Annotated in this window: 16 protein-coding genes; 14 read left to right on the top strand and 2 right to left on the bottom strand. The window is 69.3% G+C overall.

The annotated features are described in order from the left end of the window. Window positions 1–114 precede the first annotated feature (114 nt). The 4 genes from SLV14N_RS03945 (at window position 115) to SLV14N_RS03960 (ending at window position 4817) form a co-directional block, all read left to right on the top strand. The gene (locus SLV14N_RS03945) at window positions 115–1431 is read left to right on the top strand and encodes a sugar ABC transporter substrate-binding protein (RefSeq protein ID WP_263268071.1); all 1317 of its coding nucleotides are present in this window, start codon (window positions 115–117) and stop codon (window positions 1429–1431) included. Beyond that, the gene (locus SLV14N_RS03950) at window positions 1428–2351 is read left to right on the top strand and encodes a carbohydrate ABC transporter permease (RefSeq protein WP_208679754.1); all 924 of its coding nucleotides are present in this window, start codon (window positions 1428–1430) and stop codon (window positions 2349–2351) included. The genes SLV14N_RS03945 and SLV14N_RS03950 overlap by 4 nt, the downstream gene beginning before the upstream one ends. A gap of 169 nt (window positions 2352–2520) precedes the next feature. Then, complete coding sequence (locus SLV14N_RS03955) at window positions 2521–3429, top strand: carbohydrate ABC transporter permease (RefSeq protein ID WP_208679755.1); 909 nt, start codon at window positions 2521–2523, stop codon at window positions 3427–3429. Continuing rightward, window positions 3426–4817, top strand: a complete 1392-nt coding sequence (locus tag SLV14N_RS03960; RefSeq protein ID WP_263268072.1) for a GH1 family beta-glucosidase — start codon at window positions 3426–3428, stop codon at window positions 4815–4817. The genes SLV14N_RS03955 and SLV14N_RS03960 overlap by 4 nt, the downstream gene beginning before the upstream one ends. Before the next feature lie 58 nt (window positions 4818–4875). Here SLV14N_RS03960 and SLV14N_RS03965 read toward each other — a convergent pair whose 3' ends face one another. Continuing rightward, on the bottom strand, window positions 4876–5286 hold the full coding sequence (locus tag SLV14N_RS03965) for an organic hydroperoxide resistance protein (RefSeq protein WP_208679757.1): 411 nt from the start codon (window positions 5284–5286) through the stop codon (window positions 4876–4878). Window positions 5287–5413: 127 nt separating this feature from the next. Between SLV14N_RS03965 and SLV14N_RS03970 the strand changes: the two genes are divergently transcribed. From SLV14N_RS03970 to SLV14N_RS04000, 7 genes are all read left to right on the top strand, one after another. Next, the gene (locus tag SLV14N_RS03970) at window positions 5414–5875 is read left to right on the top strand and encodes a MarR family winged helix-turn-helix transcriptional regulator (protein ID WP_208679758.1); all 462 of its coding nucleotides are present in this window, start codon (window positions 5414–5416) and stop codon (window positions 5873–5875) included. 270 nt (window positions 5876–6145) lie between these two features. Then, the gene (locus tag SLV14N_RS03975) at window positions 6146–6379 is read left to right on the top strand and encodes an acyl carrier protein (RefSeq protein WP_263268073.1); all 234 of its coding nucleotides are present in this window, start codon (window positions 6146–6148) and stop codon (window positions 6377–6379) included. Further along, window positions 6376–7614: a beta-ketoacyl synthase gene (locus tag SLV14N_RS03980; protein ID WP_208679760.1), complete on the top strand. Its 1239-nt coding sequence runs from the start codon at window positions 6376–6378 to the stop codon at window positions 7612–7614. Before SLV14N_RS03975 ends, SLV14N_RS03980 begins: the two co-directional genes overlap by 4 nt. A gap of 61 nt (window positions 7615–7675) precedes the next feature. After that, window positions 7676–8575: an alpha/beta fold hydrolase gene (locus SLV14N_RS03985; RefSeq protein ID WP_263268076.1), complete on the top strand. Its 900-nt coding sequence runs from the start codon at window positions 7676–7678 to the stop codon at window positions 8573–8575. 59 nt (window positions 8576–8634) lie between these two features. Continuing rightward, the gene (locus SLV14N_RS03990; protein WP_263268078.1) at window positions 8635–8952 is read left to right on the top strand and encodes a helix-turn-helix transcriptional regulator; all 318 of its coding nucleotides are present in this window, start codon (window positions 8635–8637) and stop codon (window positions 8950–8952) included. Then, a complete protein-coding gene (locus SLV14N_RS03995; protein ID WP_263268080.1) occupies window positions 8949–9797 on the top strand; it encodes an SRPBCC family protein in 849 nt (282 codons plus the stop codon). Before SLV14N_RS03990 ends, SLV14N_RS03995 begins: the two co-directional genes overlap by 4 nt. A gap of 478 nt (window positions 9798–10275) precedes the next feature. Next, window positions 10276–10986 carry a transglycosylase SLT domain-containing protein gene (locus SLV14N_RS04000; protein ID WP_208679764.1) on the top strand — a complete coding sequence of 237 codons (711 nt, stop codon included), beginning with the start codon at window positions 10276–10278 and terminating at the stop codon, window positions 10984–10986. 167 nt (window positions 10987–11153) lie between these two features. On the opposite strand, the gene SLV14N_RS04005 is transcribed toward SLV14N_RS04000, so the two are convergent. Beyond that, the gene (locus SLV14N_RS04005; RefSeq protein WP_018092459.1) at window positions 11154–11357 is read right to left on the bottom strand and encodes a hypothetical protein; all 204 of its coding nucleotides are present in this window, start codon (window positions 11355–11357) and stop codon (window positions 11154–11156) included. A 712-nt stretch (window positions 11358–12069) separates the two neighbouring features. On the opposite strand from SLV14N_RS04005, the gene SLV14N_RS04010 reads away from it, so the two are divergent. From SLV14N_RS04010 to SLV14N_RS04020, 3 genes are all read left to right on the top strand, one after another. Then, the gene (locus tag SLV14N_RS04010; protein ID WP_208679765.1) at window positions 12070–12723 is read left to right on the top strand and encodes a transglycosylase SLT domain-containing protein; all 654 of its coding nucleotides are present in this window, start codon (window positions 12070–12072) and stop codon (window positions 12721–12723) included. Window positions 12724–13108: 385 nt separating this feature from the next. Continuing rightward, on the top strand, window positions 13109–13969 hold the full coding sequence (locus SLV14N_RS04015; RefSeq protein ID WP_208679766.1) for a lysozyme: 861 nt from the start codon (window positions 13109–13111) through the stop codon (window positions 13967–13969). A gap of 220 nt (window positions 13970–14189) precedes the next feature. Continuing rightward, complete coding sequence (locus SLV14N_RS04020; protein WP_259670105.1) at window positions 14190–14639, top strand: spore-associated protein A; 450 nt, start codon at window positions 14190–14192, stop codon at window positions 14637–14639. Window positions 14640–14718: the final 79 nt, after the last annotated feature.

Here is a 14718-nt window from a genome sequence, read left to right on the forward strand (position 1 = left end):
CTCTTGACGCGCCCTTCCCTCGGGCTTTAACTCACACCCTAAGTTAAGCCATGAGGCTGTTCAGGAAGTGAACATGGCCGGCCTTCGGACTCCTCAGAGAGAGGCGTATCCGTCATGCGCATACTCCGAGCCGCGACCGTCACCGCCACCGTTACCGCACTCGCCGCCGTGGCGGCCGGATGCGGCGGTGGGACGAGCTTCGACGGCGGTGGCAGCGACGACTCCCCCCGGACGCTGACGTATTGGGCGTCCAACCAGGGGCCGAACGTCGAGGCGGACAAGAAGATCCTCGGCCCCGAGCTGAGGAAGTTCGAGCGGCAGACCGGGATCAAGGTCAAGCTGGAGGTCATCCCCTGGCCCGAGCTGCTCAACCGGATCCTGGCCGCCACCACGTCCGGCCAGGGCCCCGATGTGCTCAACATCGGCAACACCTGGTCCGCTTCGCTCCAGGCCACCGGGGCGCTGCTCCCCTGGGACCGGAAGAACCTCGACGCTATCGGCGGACGCGACCGGTTCCTGGCGCCGGCCCTGGAGGCGACGGGCGCGGCGGGCAAGGATCCGGCCGCGGTACCGCTGTACTCGCTGGCCTACGCGCTCTACTACAACAAACGGATGTTCCAGGAGGCCGGGATCAGCAAACCCCCGGCCACCTGGGACGAGTTGGTCGCGGACGGCAAGAGGATCTCCAAGGACGGCAAGTGGGGCCTGGGCGCCGAGGGCGGCCAGCTCACCAACAACATCCACCAGGCCTTCGCCCTCGGAAAACAGCACGGTGCCGACTTCTTCGACGGCTCCGGAAAGCCCACCTTCACCTCGGACGGCGCGGTCGCGGCGGTCAAGCAGTACATCGACTTCATGGCCAAGGACAAGATCATCGCCCCGGGCAACGCCGAGTACGGTCAGAACCAGTCGCTCAGGGACTTCGCCACGGGCAGGACCGCGATGGTGCTGTGGCAGGCCGCGGCCACCACCTTCGCCGCCGACGGAATGAAGCCCGCCGACTGGGGCGTCGCCCCGGTCCCCGTCCCGTCCGGCACCCCCGGATCCGGCCGGCAGATCAACTCCATGCTCGCCGGTATCAACATCGCCGTCTTCAAGAACACCCGCAATCTCCAGGGCGCGCGGAAGTTCGTGAAGTTCATGACGAGCGACGCCGAACAGCGGCTGCTCAACAAGACCTACGGCTCCATCCCGCCCGTCAAGGCCGCCCAACGGGACCCGGCGTTCAACCGCCAGGACACCAGGGTGCTGCGCGAAACGCTCACCAGGAGCGCCGCGCCGCTCCCCCAGATCGCCGAGGAGTCACAATTCGAGACCTCCGTCGGCACCGCCATCAAGGACCTGTTCGCCGACGCGGCCGCCGGCCACCCGGTGACCACCGCATCGGTCAAGGCGCGGCTGGCCAAGGCCCAGCAGCAGATGGCGCAATGAGGGGCTTCACCAGGCTGCGCCGTGTCGGCCTGCCTTATCTGCTGCTGCTCCCCGCCCTGCTTCTGGAGCTGCTGGTCCACCTCGTCCCGATGGTCATCGGCATCGTGATGAGCTTCAAGGAACTGACCCAGCTCCACATCGCCCACTGGGGCGCGGCCCCCTGGAAGGCACTGGGCAACTACCGCGTCACCGTGGACTTCGACGCCCCGGTCGGCGCCACGCTGCTGCACTCGTTCGTCGTCACCTGTGCGTTCAGCGTGCTGACGGTGGGCCTGTGCTGGCTCCTCGGCACCGCGGCCGCGATCTTCCTCCAGGAGAACTTCCGGGGCCGCGGTCTGCTGCGGGCGGTCTTCCTCACCCCGTACGCCCTGCCGGTCTACGCCGCGGTCATCACCTGGGCCTTCCTCTTCCAGAGGGACAACGGCCTGGTCAATCATGTGCTGCACGACCAGCTGCAGCTCACCGATGAGCGGCCCTTCTGGCTGCTCGGCGACCACAGCTTCCTCGCGCTGCTCGTGGTCTCCGTCTGGAAGACCTGGCCGTTCGCGTTCCTCGTCGTGATGGCCGCGCTGCAGAGCATCCCCAAGGACCTCTACGAGGCGGCGGCGCTCGACGGCGCGGGCATCGTGCGGCAGATCCGGCGGATCACCCTGCCGTCCTTACGGCCCATCAACCAGGTGCTGCTCCTGGTGCTCTTCCTGTGGAGCTTCAACGACTTCAACACGCCGTATGTGCTGTTCGGGAAGGCGGCCCCGGAGGCCGCGGATCTGCTCTCCATCCACATCTACCAGTCCTCCTTCGTCACCTGGAACTTCGGGACCGGCTCGGCCATGTCCGTCCTGCTGCTGCTCTTCCTGCTGGTGGTGACGGCCGGCTATCTCCTGGCCACCTCGCGCGGAAGGAAATCTGCCGATGGCTAGGGCGTGTCGTTCGGATCAGGGTGGATCAGGGAGCGGGGTCTGGTGCGTGCGATCGCAAGGCGGAGGAGGGAGTCGACGCGGAGCGTCGGCGAGTGACGACAACGCGGATGGGGGTCCCCCCGCGCCGTTCAGGCGTGGGGGAGTGCGTGCCAGACCCCGCGAGCCCGCCATGATCCGAACGACACACCCTAGCTCCGCCGCCCGCGCACCGCGCACCGCCGGCCGCAGACGCTCCCCCACCGCTCCGTCCCGCGCCTTCCGCTGGACCCGGCGGATCTTCCTCACCGCGCTGACCGGCTTCGTACTGCTCCCGGTGTACGTGATGCTCAGCAGCTCGCTCAAGCCCCTGGAGGACGTCTCCGGCGCCTTCCGCTGGCTGCCGAGCGAGCTGACCATCCGTCCGTACCTCGACATCTGGCACACGGTTCCGCTGGCCCGGTACTTCCTCAACTCGCTGATCGTGGCGGGCTCGGCCACCGTCTGCTCGGTGGTCGTGGCGGTCTTCGCCGCATACGCGGTGAGCCGCTACCGCTTCCGCGGCAAGCGGATCTTCACCGTCACGGTCCTGTCCACCCAGATGTTCCCGGGCATCCTCTTCCTGCTCCCGCTCTTCCTGATCTACGTCAACATCGGCAACACCACCGGTGTCGCCCTCTACGGCTCCCGCGGCGGGCTGGTGCTGACTTATCTGACGTTCTCCCTCCCCTTCTCCATCTGGATGCTGACCGGCTACTTCGCCTCGGTGCCGCGCGAGCTGGACGAGGCCGCGTACGTGGACGGCTGCGGTCCGCTCGGCGCTCTCTTCCGGGTCGTGGTGCCGGCCGCGCTCCCCGGGATCATCGCGGTCGCCGTGTACGCCTTCATGACGGCCTGGGGCGAGGTGCTGTTCGCCTCCGTCATGACCAACGACACCACCCGCACCCTCTCGGTCGGCCTGCAGGGCTACGCCACCCAGAACGACGTCTACTGGAACCAGGTGATGGCCGCTTCCCTGGTCGTCAGCGTCCCGGTGGTCGCCGGGTTTCTGCTGCTCCAGCGCTATCTGGTCGCCGGGCTCACTGCCGGAGCCGTCAAATGACCCCCGCCGAAAGGAACTCCGTGAGCGACCGGATCGACTTCGCCGCCCTGCCGGACGACTTCGCCTGGGGCGTGGCCACCTCGGCCTATCAGATCGAGGGAGCGGTCGCCGAGGACGGCCGCGCCCCCTCCATCTGGGACACCTACGCACACACCCCGGGCAAGATCGACAACGGCCACACCGGCGACCGGGCCTGCGACCACTACCACCGCTGGCGCGAGGACATCGGTCTGATGCGTCAACTGGGCGTCGGCGCCTACCGGTTCTCGATCGCCTGGCCGCGGATCCGGCCGGACGGTGACGGCCCGGTCAACGCCGCGGGACTGGCCTTCTACGACCGGCTCGTCGACGGGCTCCTCGAAGCGGGCATCGCCCCCTTCGTCACCCTCTACCACTGGGATCTGCCGCAGGCCCTCCAGGACCGCGGCGGCTGGCCCGCACGGGAGACCGCCGAGCACTTCGCGGCGTACGCCGAGGTCGTCGCCGGGAAGCTCGGCGACCGCGTCCCTCACTGGGCCACGCTCAACGAGCCGCTGTGCTCGGCCTGGATCGGCCATCTCGAAGGCCTGATGGCCCCCGGCCACACGGATCTCACGGCGGCGGTACGCGCCTCGTACCACCTGCTGCTCGGGCACGGTCTGGCCGTCCAGGCGATCCGGGCCGCGGCACCGGCCGCCCGGGTCGGCATCGTCAACAATCTGAGCACCGTCGCGCCCGCCACCGGGTCCGAGGCCGATGCGGCGGCGGCCCGGCGGATGGACGGGCACACCAACCGCTGGTGGCTCGATCCGGTGCACGGCCGCGGCTTTCCGGCGGACATGCGCGAGGTGTACGGCGTGGAGCTGCCGGAGCGCGCCGGCGATCCGCAGACCATGGCGCAGCCGCTGGACTGGCTGGGGCTGAACTACTACTTCCCGGTCGTGGTCGCCGACCGGCCGGCCGGCCCGGCGCCGTTCGCCCGCCCGGTGCGCCGGCCGCAGGTCCCCCGTACGGGCATGGACTGGGAGATCGACGCGGACGGCATCGAGACCCTGCTGCTGCGGCTGACCCGGGAGTACGGAGCGCGCACGCTCCATGTCACCGAGAACGGCTCCGCCTACCCGGACGTGCTCCGCCCCGACGGCACCGTCGCCGACCCCGAGCGCACCGCGTATCTGCACCGGCACATCGCGGCCTGCACCCGCGCGGCCCGTAAGGGTGCCCCGCTCGCCGGATATTTCGCCTGGTCGCTGATGGACAACTTCGAGTGGGCCTACGGCTACGACAAGCGCTTCGGCCTGTTCCACGTCGACCGTGCGACGCAGGTCCGCACCCTCAAGGACAGCGGCCGGCACTACGCCGGGCTGATCCGCAGCCATCCGCGCCGCGGCACCCCGCGTACGGGCTGAGCCGCACCCGTCCGGCGGACGCCCCCTCACCGGGGGCGGTCCGCCGGGCGCCGCGCCCCTACTCGATGACGAGCTCGACCTCGATGTTGCCGCGGGTGGCCTTGGAGTACGGGCAGTACTGGTGCGTGGCCTCGACCAGCTGCCGGCCGGTCTCGCCCGCGAGGCTCTCCGGCAGCTCCACCCGCATGACGACGGCCAGCCCGAAGCCGGTGTCGTCCTTGCCGATCGAGACCTCGGCGGTGACCGAGACGTCCTTGGTGTCGATCTTCATCTGCCGGCCGACATTGCCCATCGCGCTGGCGAAGCAGGCCGCGTAACCGGCGGCGAAGAGCTGCTCCGGATTGGTGCCGGCGCCGTTGCCGCCGAGCTCGGGAGGCATGGCCAGAGCCAGGTCGATCGTGCCGTCGGAGCTGACGGCCCGGCCCTCCCGGCCATTGGCGGTGGCGACAGCGGTGTACAGCGCGTCCATCACGGTTCCCCTTCGATAGCGCGGCGGCCGTTCCCCGGCCGCCCGATGTCCATCACAGTTACACACATCCAAGTTGTACGCAACTCAGTTGCGCACAACTAAATGGTTCGCGGGCTAACCTGGGTCCATGACCCCTACGACCAGGCCTCCGGTACCCGACGCCGAACTGCTCCGCCTCGACCACCAGGTGTGCTTCTCCCTGCACGCCGCCTCACGCGCCTTCGGCGGCGTCTACCGGGACGCCCTCAAGGGCCTGGGTCTGACCTACCCCCAGTACCTGGTCATGCTGGTCCTGTGGGAGCACGGCTCCCAGCCGGTCAAAACCATCGGCGAACAGCTCCGACTGGACTCCGGAACCCTCTCCCCACTGCTCAAACGCCTGGAGTCGGCCGGCCTGGTCCGCCGCGAACGGAGCACCGAGGACGAGCGGTCGGTCACCATCCACCTCACCCCCGCCGGCGACGAGCTGCGCGAGCAGGCCCTGCCAGTCCCCCGCAGGATGCTGGCCGCGACCGGCCTGACGATCGAGGAACTGCGCACGCTCCAGGGCCTGTTGGGCCGGGTCACGAGCGCCCTCGACGAGGCCTGACCCCGGGCGGTTCCCGAGTCCGACGGCGCCCGCCCCGTACCTCCCGGCGCTCCGCGGCGTTACGTACGTAGGTGCTTTCCGCGGTGTCCGCAAGGCGAGGTGCGGACGCATTCTCCACCCCGGCCGCTCATCACCCCATTGAGCTACCAAGGTTGGGGAGTCATCGGTACAAAGGCGTATAAAGGGTGGTCAAACCAGCCGGAGCCGCCGGTGATATCCCGCCCACGACGCGGTTGGCAGCATCGCCTACGACAAGCGGAGGAGCGCCACGTGAATGCGGCAGAAGTTGTCAACACCTTGCTGGTCCAGCGATTCGGGGTTCCCCCGACCGACATCACCGACGAGGCGGCGCTGCGCAGCCTGCGCCTGGACTCCCTGGCACTGGAGGAGCTCCGCGTCCTCATCGAGGAGCGGCTGGACATCGACCTCGACGAGGTGTCGCTGACCCCGCGGAACACCGTGGGCCAGCTGGTGGCGGCCGTCGACGGCAACGTTCCGGCATGACGGCCCGCCAGGAGCCGTTCTCCGCGGCCGTAACAGGACTGGGGCTGGTGACCGCGGCGGGCGTGGGGGCGAAGGCCACCTGGCACTCCGTCACCCAGGACACGGTGCCCGGCGGAGTGAGCCACCAGGAAGAACTCGCCGATCTGCCTTGCGACTTCATGTACACCATCGCGGATCTGGACACGACCGAGCTGCTCGGTGTGGCCACCCAGCGGCTGATGGACCGCTTCTCGCAGCTGGCGGTGATCGCCGCTCGCGAGGCACTCGCCGATGCCGGGCTCGACCCGGAGTCCTGGGACAGCAGCCGGGTCGCGGTGGTCATCGGCTCCGCGCACGGCGGGCTGCCGTTCTACGACCAGCAGCATGTCGCGATGGCCGGGCGTGGCGCCCGCCGGGTCTCCCCCAAGCTCGCCCCGCTGACCGTCGTCAACAGTGCCGCCAGCAGCGTCTGTATGGACATCGGCGCGCGGGGCCCCAGCATGGGCGTGGCAACGGCCTGCTCCTCCGGCACGGTCGCCCTGGGCACCGCACACCAGCTGCTGCGCGCCGGGGTCTGCGATATCGCCCTCGCCGGCGGGGCGGAGTCGGTCCTGTCCCGGCTGCTGATCGCCAGCGCCTGCCAGATGAAGGCGGTCTCCACCCGCCGGGACGATCCGGCCGCGGCCTGCCGGCCCTTCGACGCGGGCCGCGACGGCTTCGTGGTCGGCGAGGGCGCCGGGCTCCTGGTGCTGGAGCGGCCCGAGCACGCGAGCGCCCGCCGGGCACCCGTCCGTGCCCATATCCGCGGCTACGGCGCGTCGAGCGATGCCTACGCGGCGGTGGCCCCGGACCCCGAGGGCAACGGCATCGAGCGGGCGCTGCGTATCGCACTGGCGGACGCGCAGGTGCAGGGCCGGGACGTCGGCCATGTCAATGCGCACGGCACCTCGACGGTCGTCAACGACCGTGTCGAGGCCACAGTGCTGCAGCGGGTCCTCGGCGATCACCCGCTGGTCACCTCGACCAAGGCGATGACCGGGCACGCGCTGGGCGCCGCCGGCGGGATCGAGACCGCGCTCACCGTGCTCGCCCTGGAGCAGCAGCTGGTGCCGCCGACCGCCAATCTTGAGGTACCGGATCCGCGGATCCCGATCGACATCGTGCGCACGGAGGCCCGGCAGGCCGCGTTCGACTGCGCGGTCAAGACGTCGCTCGGCTTCGGCGGGCACAATGCCGCGCTCGTACTGACCCGCTAGACCGCCACCGCGCGCCCTCACCGGCGCGCCCGCCCGCCGGTGCCCCGAGAAGGAATCTGCCATGTCCGAGGAAATGATCCGCTCTCTGTCGGTGCACGGGGTGTCCTACTCCTACCGGCGGCTGCGGCAGCCGGAGCGGATCACCGAGCCCGTTCTGGTGCTGGGCGGCGCACTGCAGGGGATGTACGGCTGGCCGCAGATGGAAGATCACGTGGGGCCGGTGGCGGACGTGGTCACCGCCGATCTGCCGGGCATGGGCAGCGCCGACCCGCTCCCTCCGGGGCCGAGCATCGATGTCGTGTGCGCGGCGATCGAGCGCATCATCGACGATCTGGAGGTCCCGCGGATCAACCTCTTCGGGTTCTCGTACGGGGCGGGTCTGGCCTACGGGTGCGCCCGGCGGTTCCCCGGCCGCATCGCGCGGCTCGCTCTCGGCGGGGTTCCGGCGCACATCAGCGATGCCCAGGTCGAACTGTGGCGGCGGGCCTCCGATCATCTCGCGCAGGGCGACACCGAGGCCTTTGCCACCCTGGTCGCCCAGGGCCTGATGTGCCTCGACGACCGCCGGCACGTCGCCCGGCGGAAGCTGGCGTACCGCTATGTCCGGCGCTCGATGCTGCATGCGGCCCGGAACTCCCGGCACGCGGTCGACTCACTGCGCCGCGGGATCTCGGACCGGCCGGACTTCTCCGGCGGCCTGACCGATGTCCCCACACTCGTCTTCAGCGGTGAGCACGACACGGTGACCTCCCCGGGCCGGCAGCGGGACTTCGCGGCCACCATCCCGGGCAGCCGCTTTCTGACGATTCCCGACGCCGATCACTGGGTGGTGCTCGAACGCCCGCAGGAGGTGGCGGACTTGGCGGCCCGGTTCTTCACCGATGAACCGCTGAGCTCGGCGCCCTGCCTCGCGCCGGTGGTGCGCGAGGAGCCGTCGCCTGCCGATCCGGCATGTGTGTGAGCCCTGGAACTCGGCAACATTCCCTTGTGGCTATATAACCCAAGTGGCATGCTGAGGTCATGACCCTACCGTTCGACGTTCTCGCGGAGCCGAGCCGGCGCAAGATCCTCGACCTGCTGCTGGAGCGCCCGCGGCTGGTCGGCGAGCTCACGGAGCAGCTGGGGCTGAGCCAGCCCGGCACCTCCAAGCATCTCCGGGTGCTGCGCGAGGCCGGTCTCGTCCACGTCCGGCAGGACGCCCAGCGCCGCTGGTACGAGCTCCGGCCCGAGCCCCTGGCGGAGCTGGACGCCTGGCTCGCGCATTACCGGCATCTGTGGACCGGGAGCCTGGATGCTCTGGAACGGCACCTCGACGCCATGGAGGACGATCCCCGATGAACCCGCACTCCGACACCCTCACCACCGCCGACGGCCGCACCGCGCTGCGTATGGAGCGCAGGCTCGCCCATCCGCCCGCGAAGGCCTGGTCGGCGATCACCGACCCGGCGCACCTCGGGCAGTGGTTCCCCTCCGAGGTCACCGTGGAGCTCCGCCCGGGCGGAGCGATGACCTTCGCCATGCCCGGGGTGAGCGGCATCGCCATGACCGGTACGGTCACCGACGCCGAGGAGCCCCGGCTGTTCGCCTTCACCTGGGGCGAGGACCATCTGCGCTGGGAGATCACCCCGGACGGCGACGGCTCGCTGCTGGTTTTGGTGCACACCTTCGGCGACCGGTTCGGCGGCGCCAGCTTCGCCTCCGGCTGGCATCTGTGCCTCACCGCGCTGTCGCAGCTGCTCGACGGCGACTCGACCCATGTCGATCGCGACGCGGGCGAACTGCACGAGGCGTATCTGGAGCAGTTCGATCTCGGGCGCGGGGTGGTCGAGGACACCACAGAGGGCCCTCGGGTCCGCTTCGAGCGCCAGCTCGTACGGCCCGCCGAGGCCGTCTGGACGGCGCTGACCTCGGGAGACGAGCCTGCCGCAGGGGAGCCCGCACCGGAGGGTTTCACCAGCCGGCAGGCGCCGGCCGGGCCCGTCACCGAGGTCACGGCCCCGGCGGTGCTCGCGTACCGCTGGCATCCGCAGGGGACGGTCCGGTGGGAGCTGGGCCAGGGCACCGGCCATGGCCCCCGTCTCGTCCTCACCCAGACCGGCCCGGAGGGCTTTGACACGGACGCCGCGCTGGATGCGTGGCACGACCGTATCGAGCAGCTCGCCGCGCGGCTGCTGGCGGACTGAATTACCGCCTCCCCCTTTACCGCCGCATACTCGCGCCCCCTATGGAGCCCATAGGGGGCGCGAGTGATGGGAGCTCCCCGGCGTTGCCGACCGGGTCGGCGGCCCGTTGCGGAATTACCTCTTCACCGTGTGAGCCAGGCAACTCCGCGGTGCCGTGGAGCGGAATGCGGCGTCCGTGTCGCGTGATGCCGGGCACGAGACGTACGTCACGTACGAGCATTCCTAGTCGATGCCCTTCCCGGCGCACACCGCGATTCACGGTATTTACAACGGACATCTCGCCCTATCTCACGAAGATAGGTAGTACAAGGCATCTTTGCCACCATCCTGGGCCCGCGCTAACCATGTTCCGGGTAGCACCGAGAACGAGCCCGCGATCTCAGCCGGAGCGGCGAAACGCGGCAATGACCCTCGGTCCTCACGCGCCAACCGAAGGCCGTTTCCCCCGCCACAAAGCTCTGGAAGAGGTCATATCCGCATGCCCAACTTCACCCTGCCCCGCCCCGCCCGCCTCACCCGCACGCACAAGGTCTCCGCCGCCCTGGTGGCCTCCGCGGGCTGCGCCGCCGCCCTGGCGTTCACCGCGGCGCCGAGCGACGCCGAGACCACCGCCGCCCACGCGTCCGCCGCGGTCAAGCCGGTCAGCGCCAACGGCCTGCCGATGACCGCGAAGGACCGGGCCGACGACGGCGAGCAGGCCCGTGCGGTCGCCTCGTCCGTCGCCGCCGGCCTCAAGGGGACCGCTGTCGAGAAGCAGAACCACGCGGCCGACCAGACCGCCAACCGCTCCGTCGAGCGCAAGGCCCTCGTCGCGCCGAAGGCCGCCCCCAAGGCACCCAAGGCGCCCAAGGCCACCCCCAAGCGCTACGCGAACAACCTTGACGGCTGGATCCGTGAGTCGCTCGACATCATGAAGGCCAAGGGCATACCGGGCTCCTACGAGGGCCTGCACCGCAACATCATGCGGGAGTCCAGCGGCAACCCCAACGCCGTCAACGACTGGGACATCAACGCCATCAACGGCGTGCCCTCCAAGGGCCTGCTCCAGGTGATCCAGCCCACCTTCGACGCCTACCACGTCGCCGGTACCCCCAATAAGCTCACCGACCCGATCGCCAACATCACCGCCGCGGCCAACTACGCGGCCGACCGTTACGGCTCGATCGACAACGTCGACTCGGCTTACTGAGCCGGAGGGACACGACCGTCAGTACGGTCGGAGCAGACTGATACGGGTGCCGCCGTGCGGCCCCGAGCACAGCAACGGCAGTGGCCCTGCCCGCATCCCGCGGGCGGGGCCACTGCCGTTTTGCCGTGTGGCACCGGCGCCGGGCATCAAGCGCCCGGCGCCGCCGGTCAGTAGCGGTCGCGCCGGGGCAGGCCCTCGCCGAAGAGCGCGTCGAGGACGTCGCCGGCGATGCGGAGTCCCTGCCGCTCCTTGGCCGTGAGCCGGTCCTGGTGACGGCCATCGACCGGTGCGGCGGCGGCAGCGCCGGTCGCGAGGAAGCCGGTGACCAGAAGACCGGTGAGAACAACGGAAATACGACGGAGCATCAGCATGTCCCTACGGTGAGTGGTGACGGTGTGCGGTGCCACCTTCCGGGGGCGGAGGTCCCGGAGTCATGCGACAGGTCCGGGCGCTGCTGCGAACGGACCAGCGGCACCGCCGTATTGCCGTAGTGGAGCTCTCACCAACGGCCGAGCCGGTCTGCTCTGCCCTTCTCCTGCACCGCACCGCCGTAAATGCCGGCCGTGGGCCGCTCGTGAATCAGGGCACAATTGGCGCGCTTTTGGCCCCGCCCACAGTGCCCCTCACCACATTTGAGGATTCCCCTACCGTCCCATCGGGCCGGCACCCGGATAAATCGGCTGCCGCCGGCGCCCGAACCGGTGCCGGAGAGCGCTAATTCCGCTGTGAGCCAGGCAACTTATAGAGGGGGGCCAAGCGGCCTTCGATGCCGTTATCGGGTGACCCGAGGCACGCGATGTACGTCACTTACGAACCTGCCTAGTTGACAGGCATGCGCCCATTCCGGGCCAACGCCGCCGGGAACGCTTATCGCTTCGAAGATCCGGGTTTATCTCACGAAGATGAGTAGTACAGAGCACCATTGCCTCGATTCGGGACCGGCGTTAACCATGGATTCCGACGCACCGAGAGCGAGTTTGCGAATCACGCCCCAAGGCGATCGCAGCAAAGACCTCCGGTACGTAACGCGCCGCCAAAAAAGGCCGCCTCCCCGTCCCCAGTACCTGGAAGAGGTCACTCTGCATGCCTAGCTTCACCCTGCCCCGCGCTGCCCGTATCACCCGCATCACCCGTACCCACAAGGTCGCCGTGGCCGTTCTGGCCGCCGCGGGTGCCACCTCGGGCCTGGCCCTCACCTCGGCTCCGGACACCGCTCAGGCCGCTTCTGAGCACTCCCCCGCCGCGGTCAAGCCCGTCAGCGCGAAGGGCCAGCCGTCCAAGGCTGACGACGCCAAGACCGGCCGCCCGGTGACCGCCTCGGTCGCCGACCACGTGAAGGTCACCGCCGTAGAGAAGCAGCACAGCGCCCAGCAGGCCGCCAACCGCTCCACCGAGCGCGAGGCCGTCAAGGACTACCCGAACAACCTGGACGGCTGGATCCGCGAGTCGCTGGACATCATGAAGGACAAGGGCATCCCCGGCTCCTACGAGGGCCTGCACCGCAACATCATGCGGGAGTCCGCCGGTGACCCGAACGCCGTCAACGGCTGGGACGTCAACGCCGTCAACGGCACGCCCTCCAAGGGCCTGCTCCAGGTGATCCAGCCCACGTTCGACGCCTACCACGTGGCCGGTACCCCCAATAAGCTCACCGACCCGATCGCCAACATCACCGCCGCGGCCAACTACGCGGCCGACCGTTACGGCTCGATCGACAACGTCGACTCGGCCTACTGAGCCGATGCAGCCGAAGAGCCGTCATGGGCACCCGAGGCCGGCCCTGCCAGATGAGGCCAGGGACATGACGGATCACACAAGCGAGCCGGCAGGCTCGGCATAGAGCAGCTTGCGAAGCGGCGGAATGGCGCGTTCGCCGCTGCGCGGTGGAGCGGGTCCCGGCAGTGCCGGGGCCCGCTTCGCTCTGTCGTACGACCCGGAGGCCGGACCGGGGGCGTGAGTGACCGTTTCCGCCCGCCGGACGGGTGAGATGCAGGGCCGGTCGGCGGACTGACGGTCTGTTGGGCCATAGAGTCAGGCGGTTCTGCGTATATGTCTCTTATCGGCAGGATTCTGCTCAAAAGCTGCCGAACCTGACTCAACCGAAGGCCTTCGGAGGCATGCGATGCCCTTGCGCAGATCCGGTCCGGCCCGCCGTACAGTCCCCCTTGCGGCCGGAACTCTCGTTTCTCTTTTCTCCGTGCTCGCGCTGCCCCTCGCGCTGACCGGCTCCGCCACGGCGTCGGATGCCGAGAAGAGACCCGCCCACCCCGAACAGGACTGGATGGGTTCCACGATCATCGCCCACGAGGGCGGCGACCGGGCCGGCGGTGCCGAGCCGCAGGCGTCGGGCCACCGGGCCGTGGCCGGCGTCGACGTCTCCAGCCACAACCGCAAGGTCGGCTGGTCGTCGCTGCGTAAGTCCGGGGTGCGGTTCGCGTACGTCAAGGCCACCGAGGGGACCAACTACACGAATCCGTACTTCGCGCAGCAGTACAGGGGCTCGTACAAATCCGGCATGATCCACGGCGCCTACCACTTCGCGCTGCCCGACCACTCCAGCGGCGGCTCCCAGGCGGAGTACTTCGTCGATCACGGCGGCGACTGGTCCAGGGACGGCAGGACGCTGCCCGGCGCGCTCGACATGGAGTACAACCCCTACGGCGCGACCTGCTACGGGAAGAGCCACAAGGGGATGGTCAGCTGGATCCAGGACTTCGTGCGGACCTACCGGGAGGAGACCGGCCGTCACGCGGTCATCTACACCTCCACCAACTGGTGGAAGCGGTGCACCGGCAACTCCGGCAAGTTCGGCAGGACGAACCCGCTGTGGATCCCGCGCTACGGCTCGTCCGTGGGCTCGCTGCCGGCCGGCTGGCAGTATCACAGCATCTGGCAGCACACCTCCTCGGGCCACCGGGTCGGCGACCGTAACCGCTTCAACGGCTCGTACACCCGCCTCAAGGTCCTCGCGAACGGCCACTGACCCCACGCGCAACGGCCGGTCCCCCGGCGCGCCTGCTCCGGCGCCAGGGACCGGCCGTTCTCCGTTCGCCCCGCGGCCGCGGGCGACGGCGGAAGGCCATTTTGGACAACTCTTCCGGCACGGCAACGAATTCACGCCGCGGTACAACCATCCATGGCCGGCCGCTGTCCAACACTGCGAAATGTCCACACGACGCACTTCACCCAACGGGGGGTATTCCATGAAGCGTTCTCGTGCCATCGCAGGATCCGCAGTGCTGGCCTTGGCCGGTATCGCCACGATGGCGACGGCCACCACCGCGTCCGCCGCGCCGAAGGCCGCCGCGTACAACGGAGCCTGCGGAAGCGGCTACAGCGTAGTGAATTCCGTACCGGTCACCGGAAAGGGGACCGTGTACCTGACGTACAGCGCAAAGACCGGAAAGAACTGTGTCGTGACGGTGCGGAACAGTCCCGGTAAGCGGGTGTACATGTACACCTATCTGACGGCCACCGACGGCAGTTCGGACTGGGTTTACGACAGCGGTCAGTACACCTCCTACGCCGGCCCCGTCTACCTGCCCGGAAAGGGTATCTGTGTGGACTGGGGCGGTGCGATCGAGTCGGTCAGCGTCAGTGTTTCCGGCTCCAACTGCGGCCGGATGGCGGCCGGTGTGGTGACACACCACTGATCGTCCACGACGGCGGGTTCCCGGGCAGCGCGCGCCCGGGAACCCGCCGTCGGCATCTCGCGTGGCGCATCGCGCGCGT

Source organism: Streptomyces sp. Je 1-4 4N24 (assembly GCF_026239515.1).
Lineage (GTDB): Bacteria > Actinomycetota > Actinomycetes > Streptomycetales > Streptomycetaceae > Streptomyces > Streptomyces nigrescens.

Excerpts from the sequence above, each read along its gene's own strand:
- SLV14N_RS03945 (WP_263268071.1), top strand. The coding sequence starts at position 115 with ATGCGCATACTCCGAGCCGCGACCGTCACCGCCACCGTTACCGCACTC.
- SLV14N_RS03950 (WP_208679754.1), top strand. The coding sequence starts at position 1,428 with ATGAGGGGCTTCACCAGGCTGCGCCGTGTCGGCCTGCCTTATCTGCTG.
- SLV14N_RS03955 (WP_208679755.1), top strand. The coding sequence starts at position 2,521 with ATGATCCGAACGACACACCCTAGCTCCGCCGCCCGCGCACCGCGCACC.
- SLV14N_RS03960 (WP_263268072.1), top strand. The coding sequence starts at position 3,426 with ATGACCCCCGCCGAAAGGAACTCCGTGAGCGACCGGATCGACTTCGCC.
- SLV14N_RS03965 (WP_208679757.1), bottom strand. The coding sequence starts at position 5,286 with ATGGACGCGCTGTACACCGCTGTCGCCACCGCCAATGGCCGGGAGGGC.
- SLV14N_RS03970 (WP_208679758.1), top strand. The coding sequence starts at position 5,414 with ATGACCCCTACGACCAGGCCTCCGGTACCCGACGCCGAACTGCTCCGC.
- SLV14N_RS03980 (WP_208679760.1), top strand. The coding sequence starts at position 6,376 with ATGACGGCCCGCCAGGAGCCGTTCTCCGCGGCCGTAACAGGACTGGGG.
- SLV14N_RS03985 (WP_263268076.1), top strand. The coding sequence starts at position 7,676 with ATGTCCGAGGAAATGATCCGCTCTCTGTCGGTGCACGGGGTGTCCTAC.
- SLV14N_RS03990 (WP_263268078.1), top strand. The coding sequence starts at position 8,635 with ATGACCCTACCGTTCGACGTTCTCGCGGAGCCGAGCCGGCGCAAGATC.
- SLV14N_RS03995 (WP_263268080.1), top strand. The coding sequence starts at position 8,949 with ATGAACCCGCACTCCGACACCCTCACCACCGCCGACGGCCGCACCGCG.
- SLV14N_RS04000 (WP_208679764.1), top strand. The coding sequence starts at position 10,276 with ATGCCCAACTTCACCCTGCCCCGCCCCGCCCGCCTCACCCGCACGCAC.
- SLV14N_RS04005 (WP_018092459.1), bottom strand. The coding sequence starts at position 11,357 with ATGCTGATGCTCCGTCGTATTTCCGTTGTTCTCACCGGTCTTCTGGTC.
- SLV14N_RS04010 (WP_208679765.1), top strand. The coding sequence starts at position 12,070 with ATGCCTAGCTTCACCCTGCCCCGCGCTGCCCGTATCACCCGCATCACC.
- SLV14N_RS04015 (WP_208679766.1), top strand. The coding sequence starts at position 13,109 with ATGCCCTTGCGCAGATCCGGTCCGGCCCGCCGTACAGTCCCCCTTGCG.
- SLV14N_RS04020 (WP_259670105.1), top strand. The coding sequence starts at position 14,190 with ATGAAGCGTTCTCGTGCCATCGCAGGATCCGCAGTGCTGGCCTTGGCC.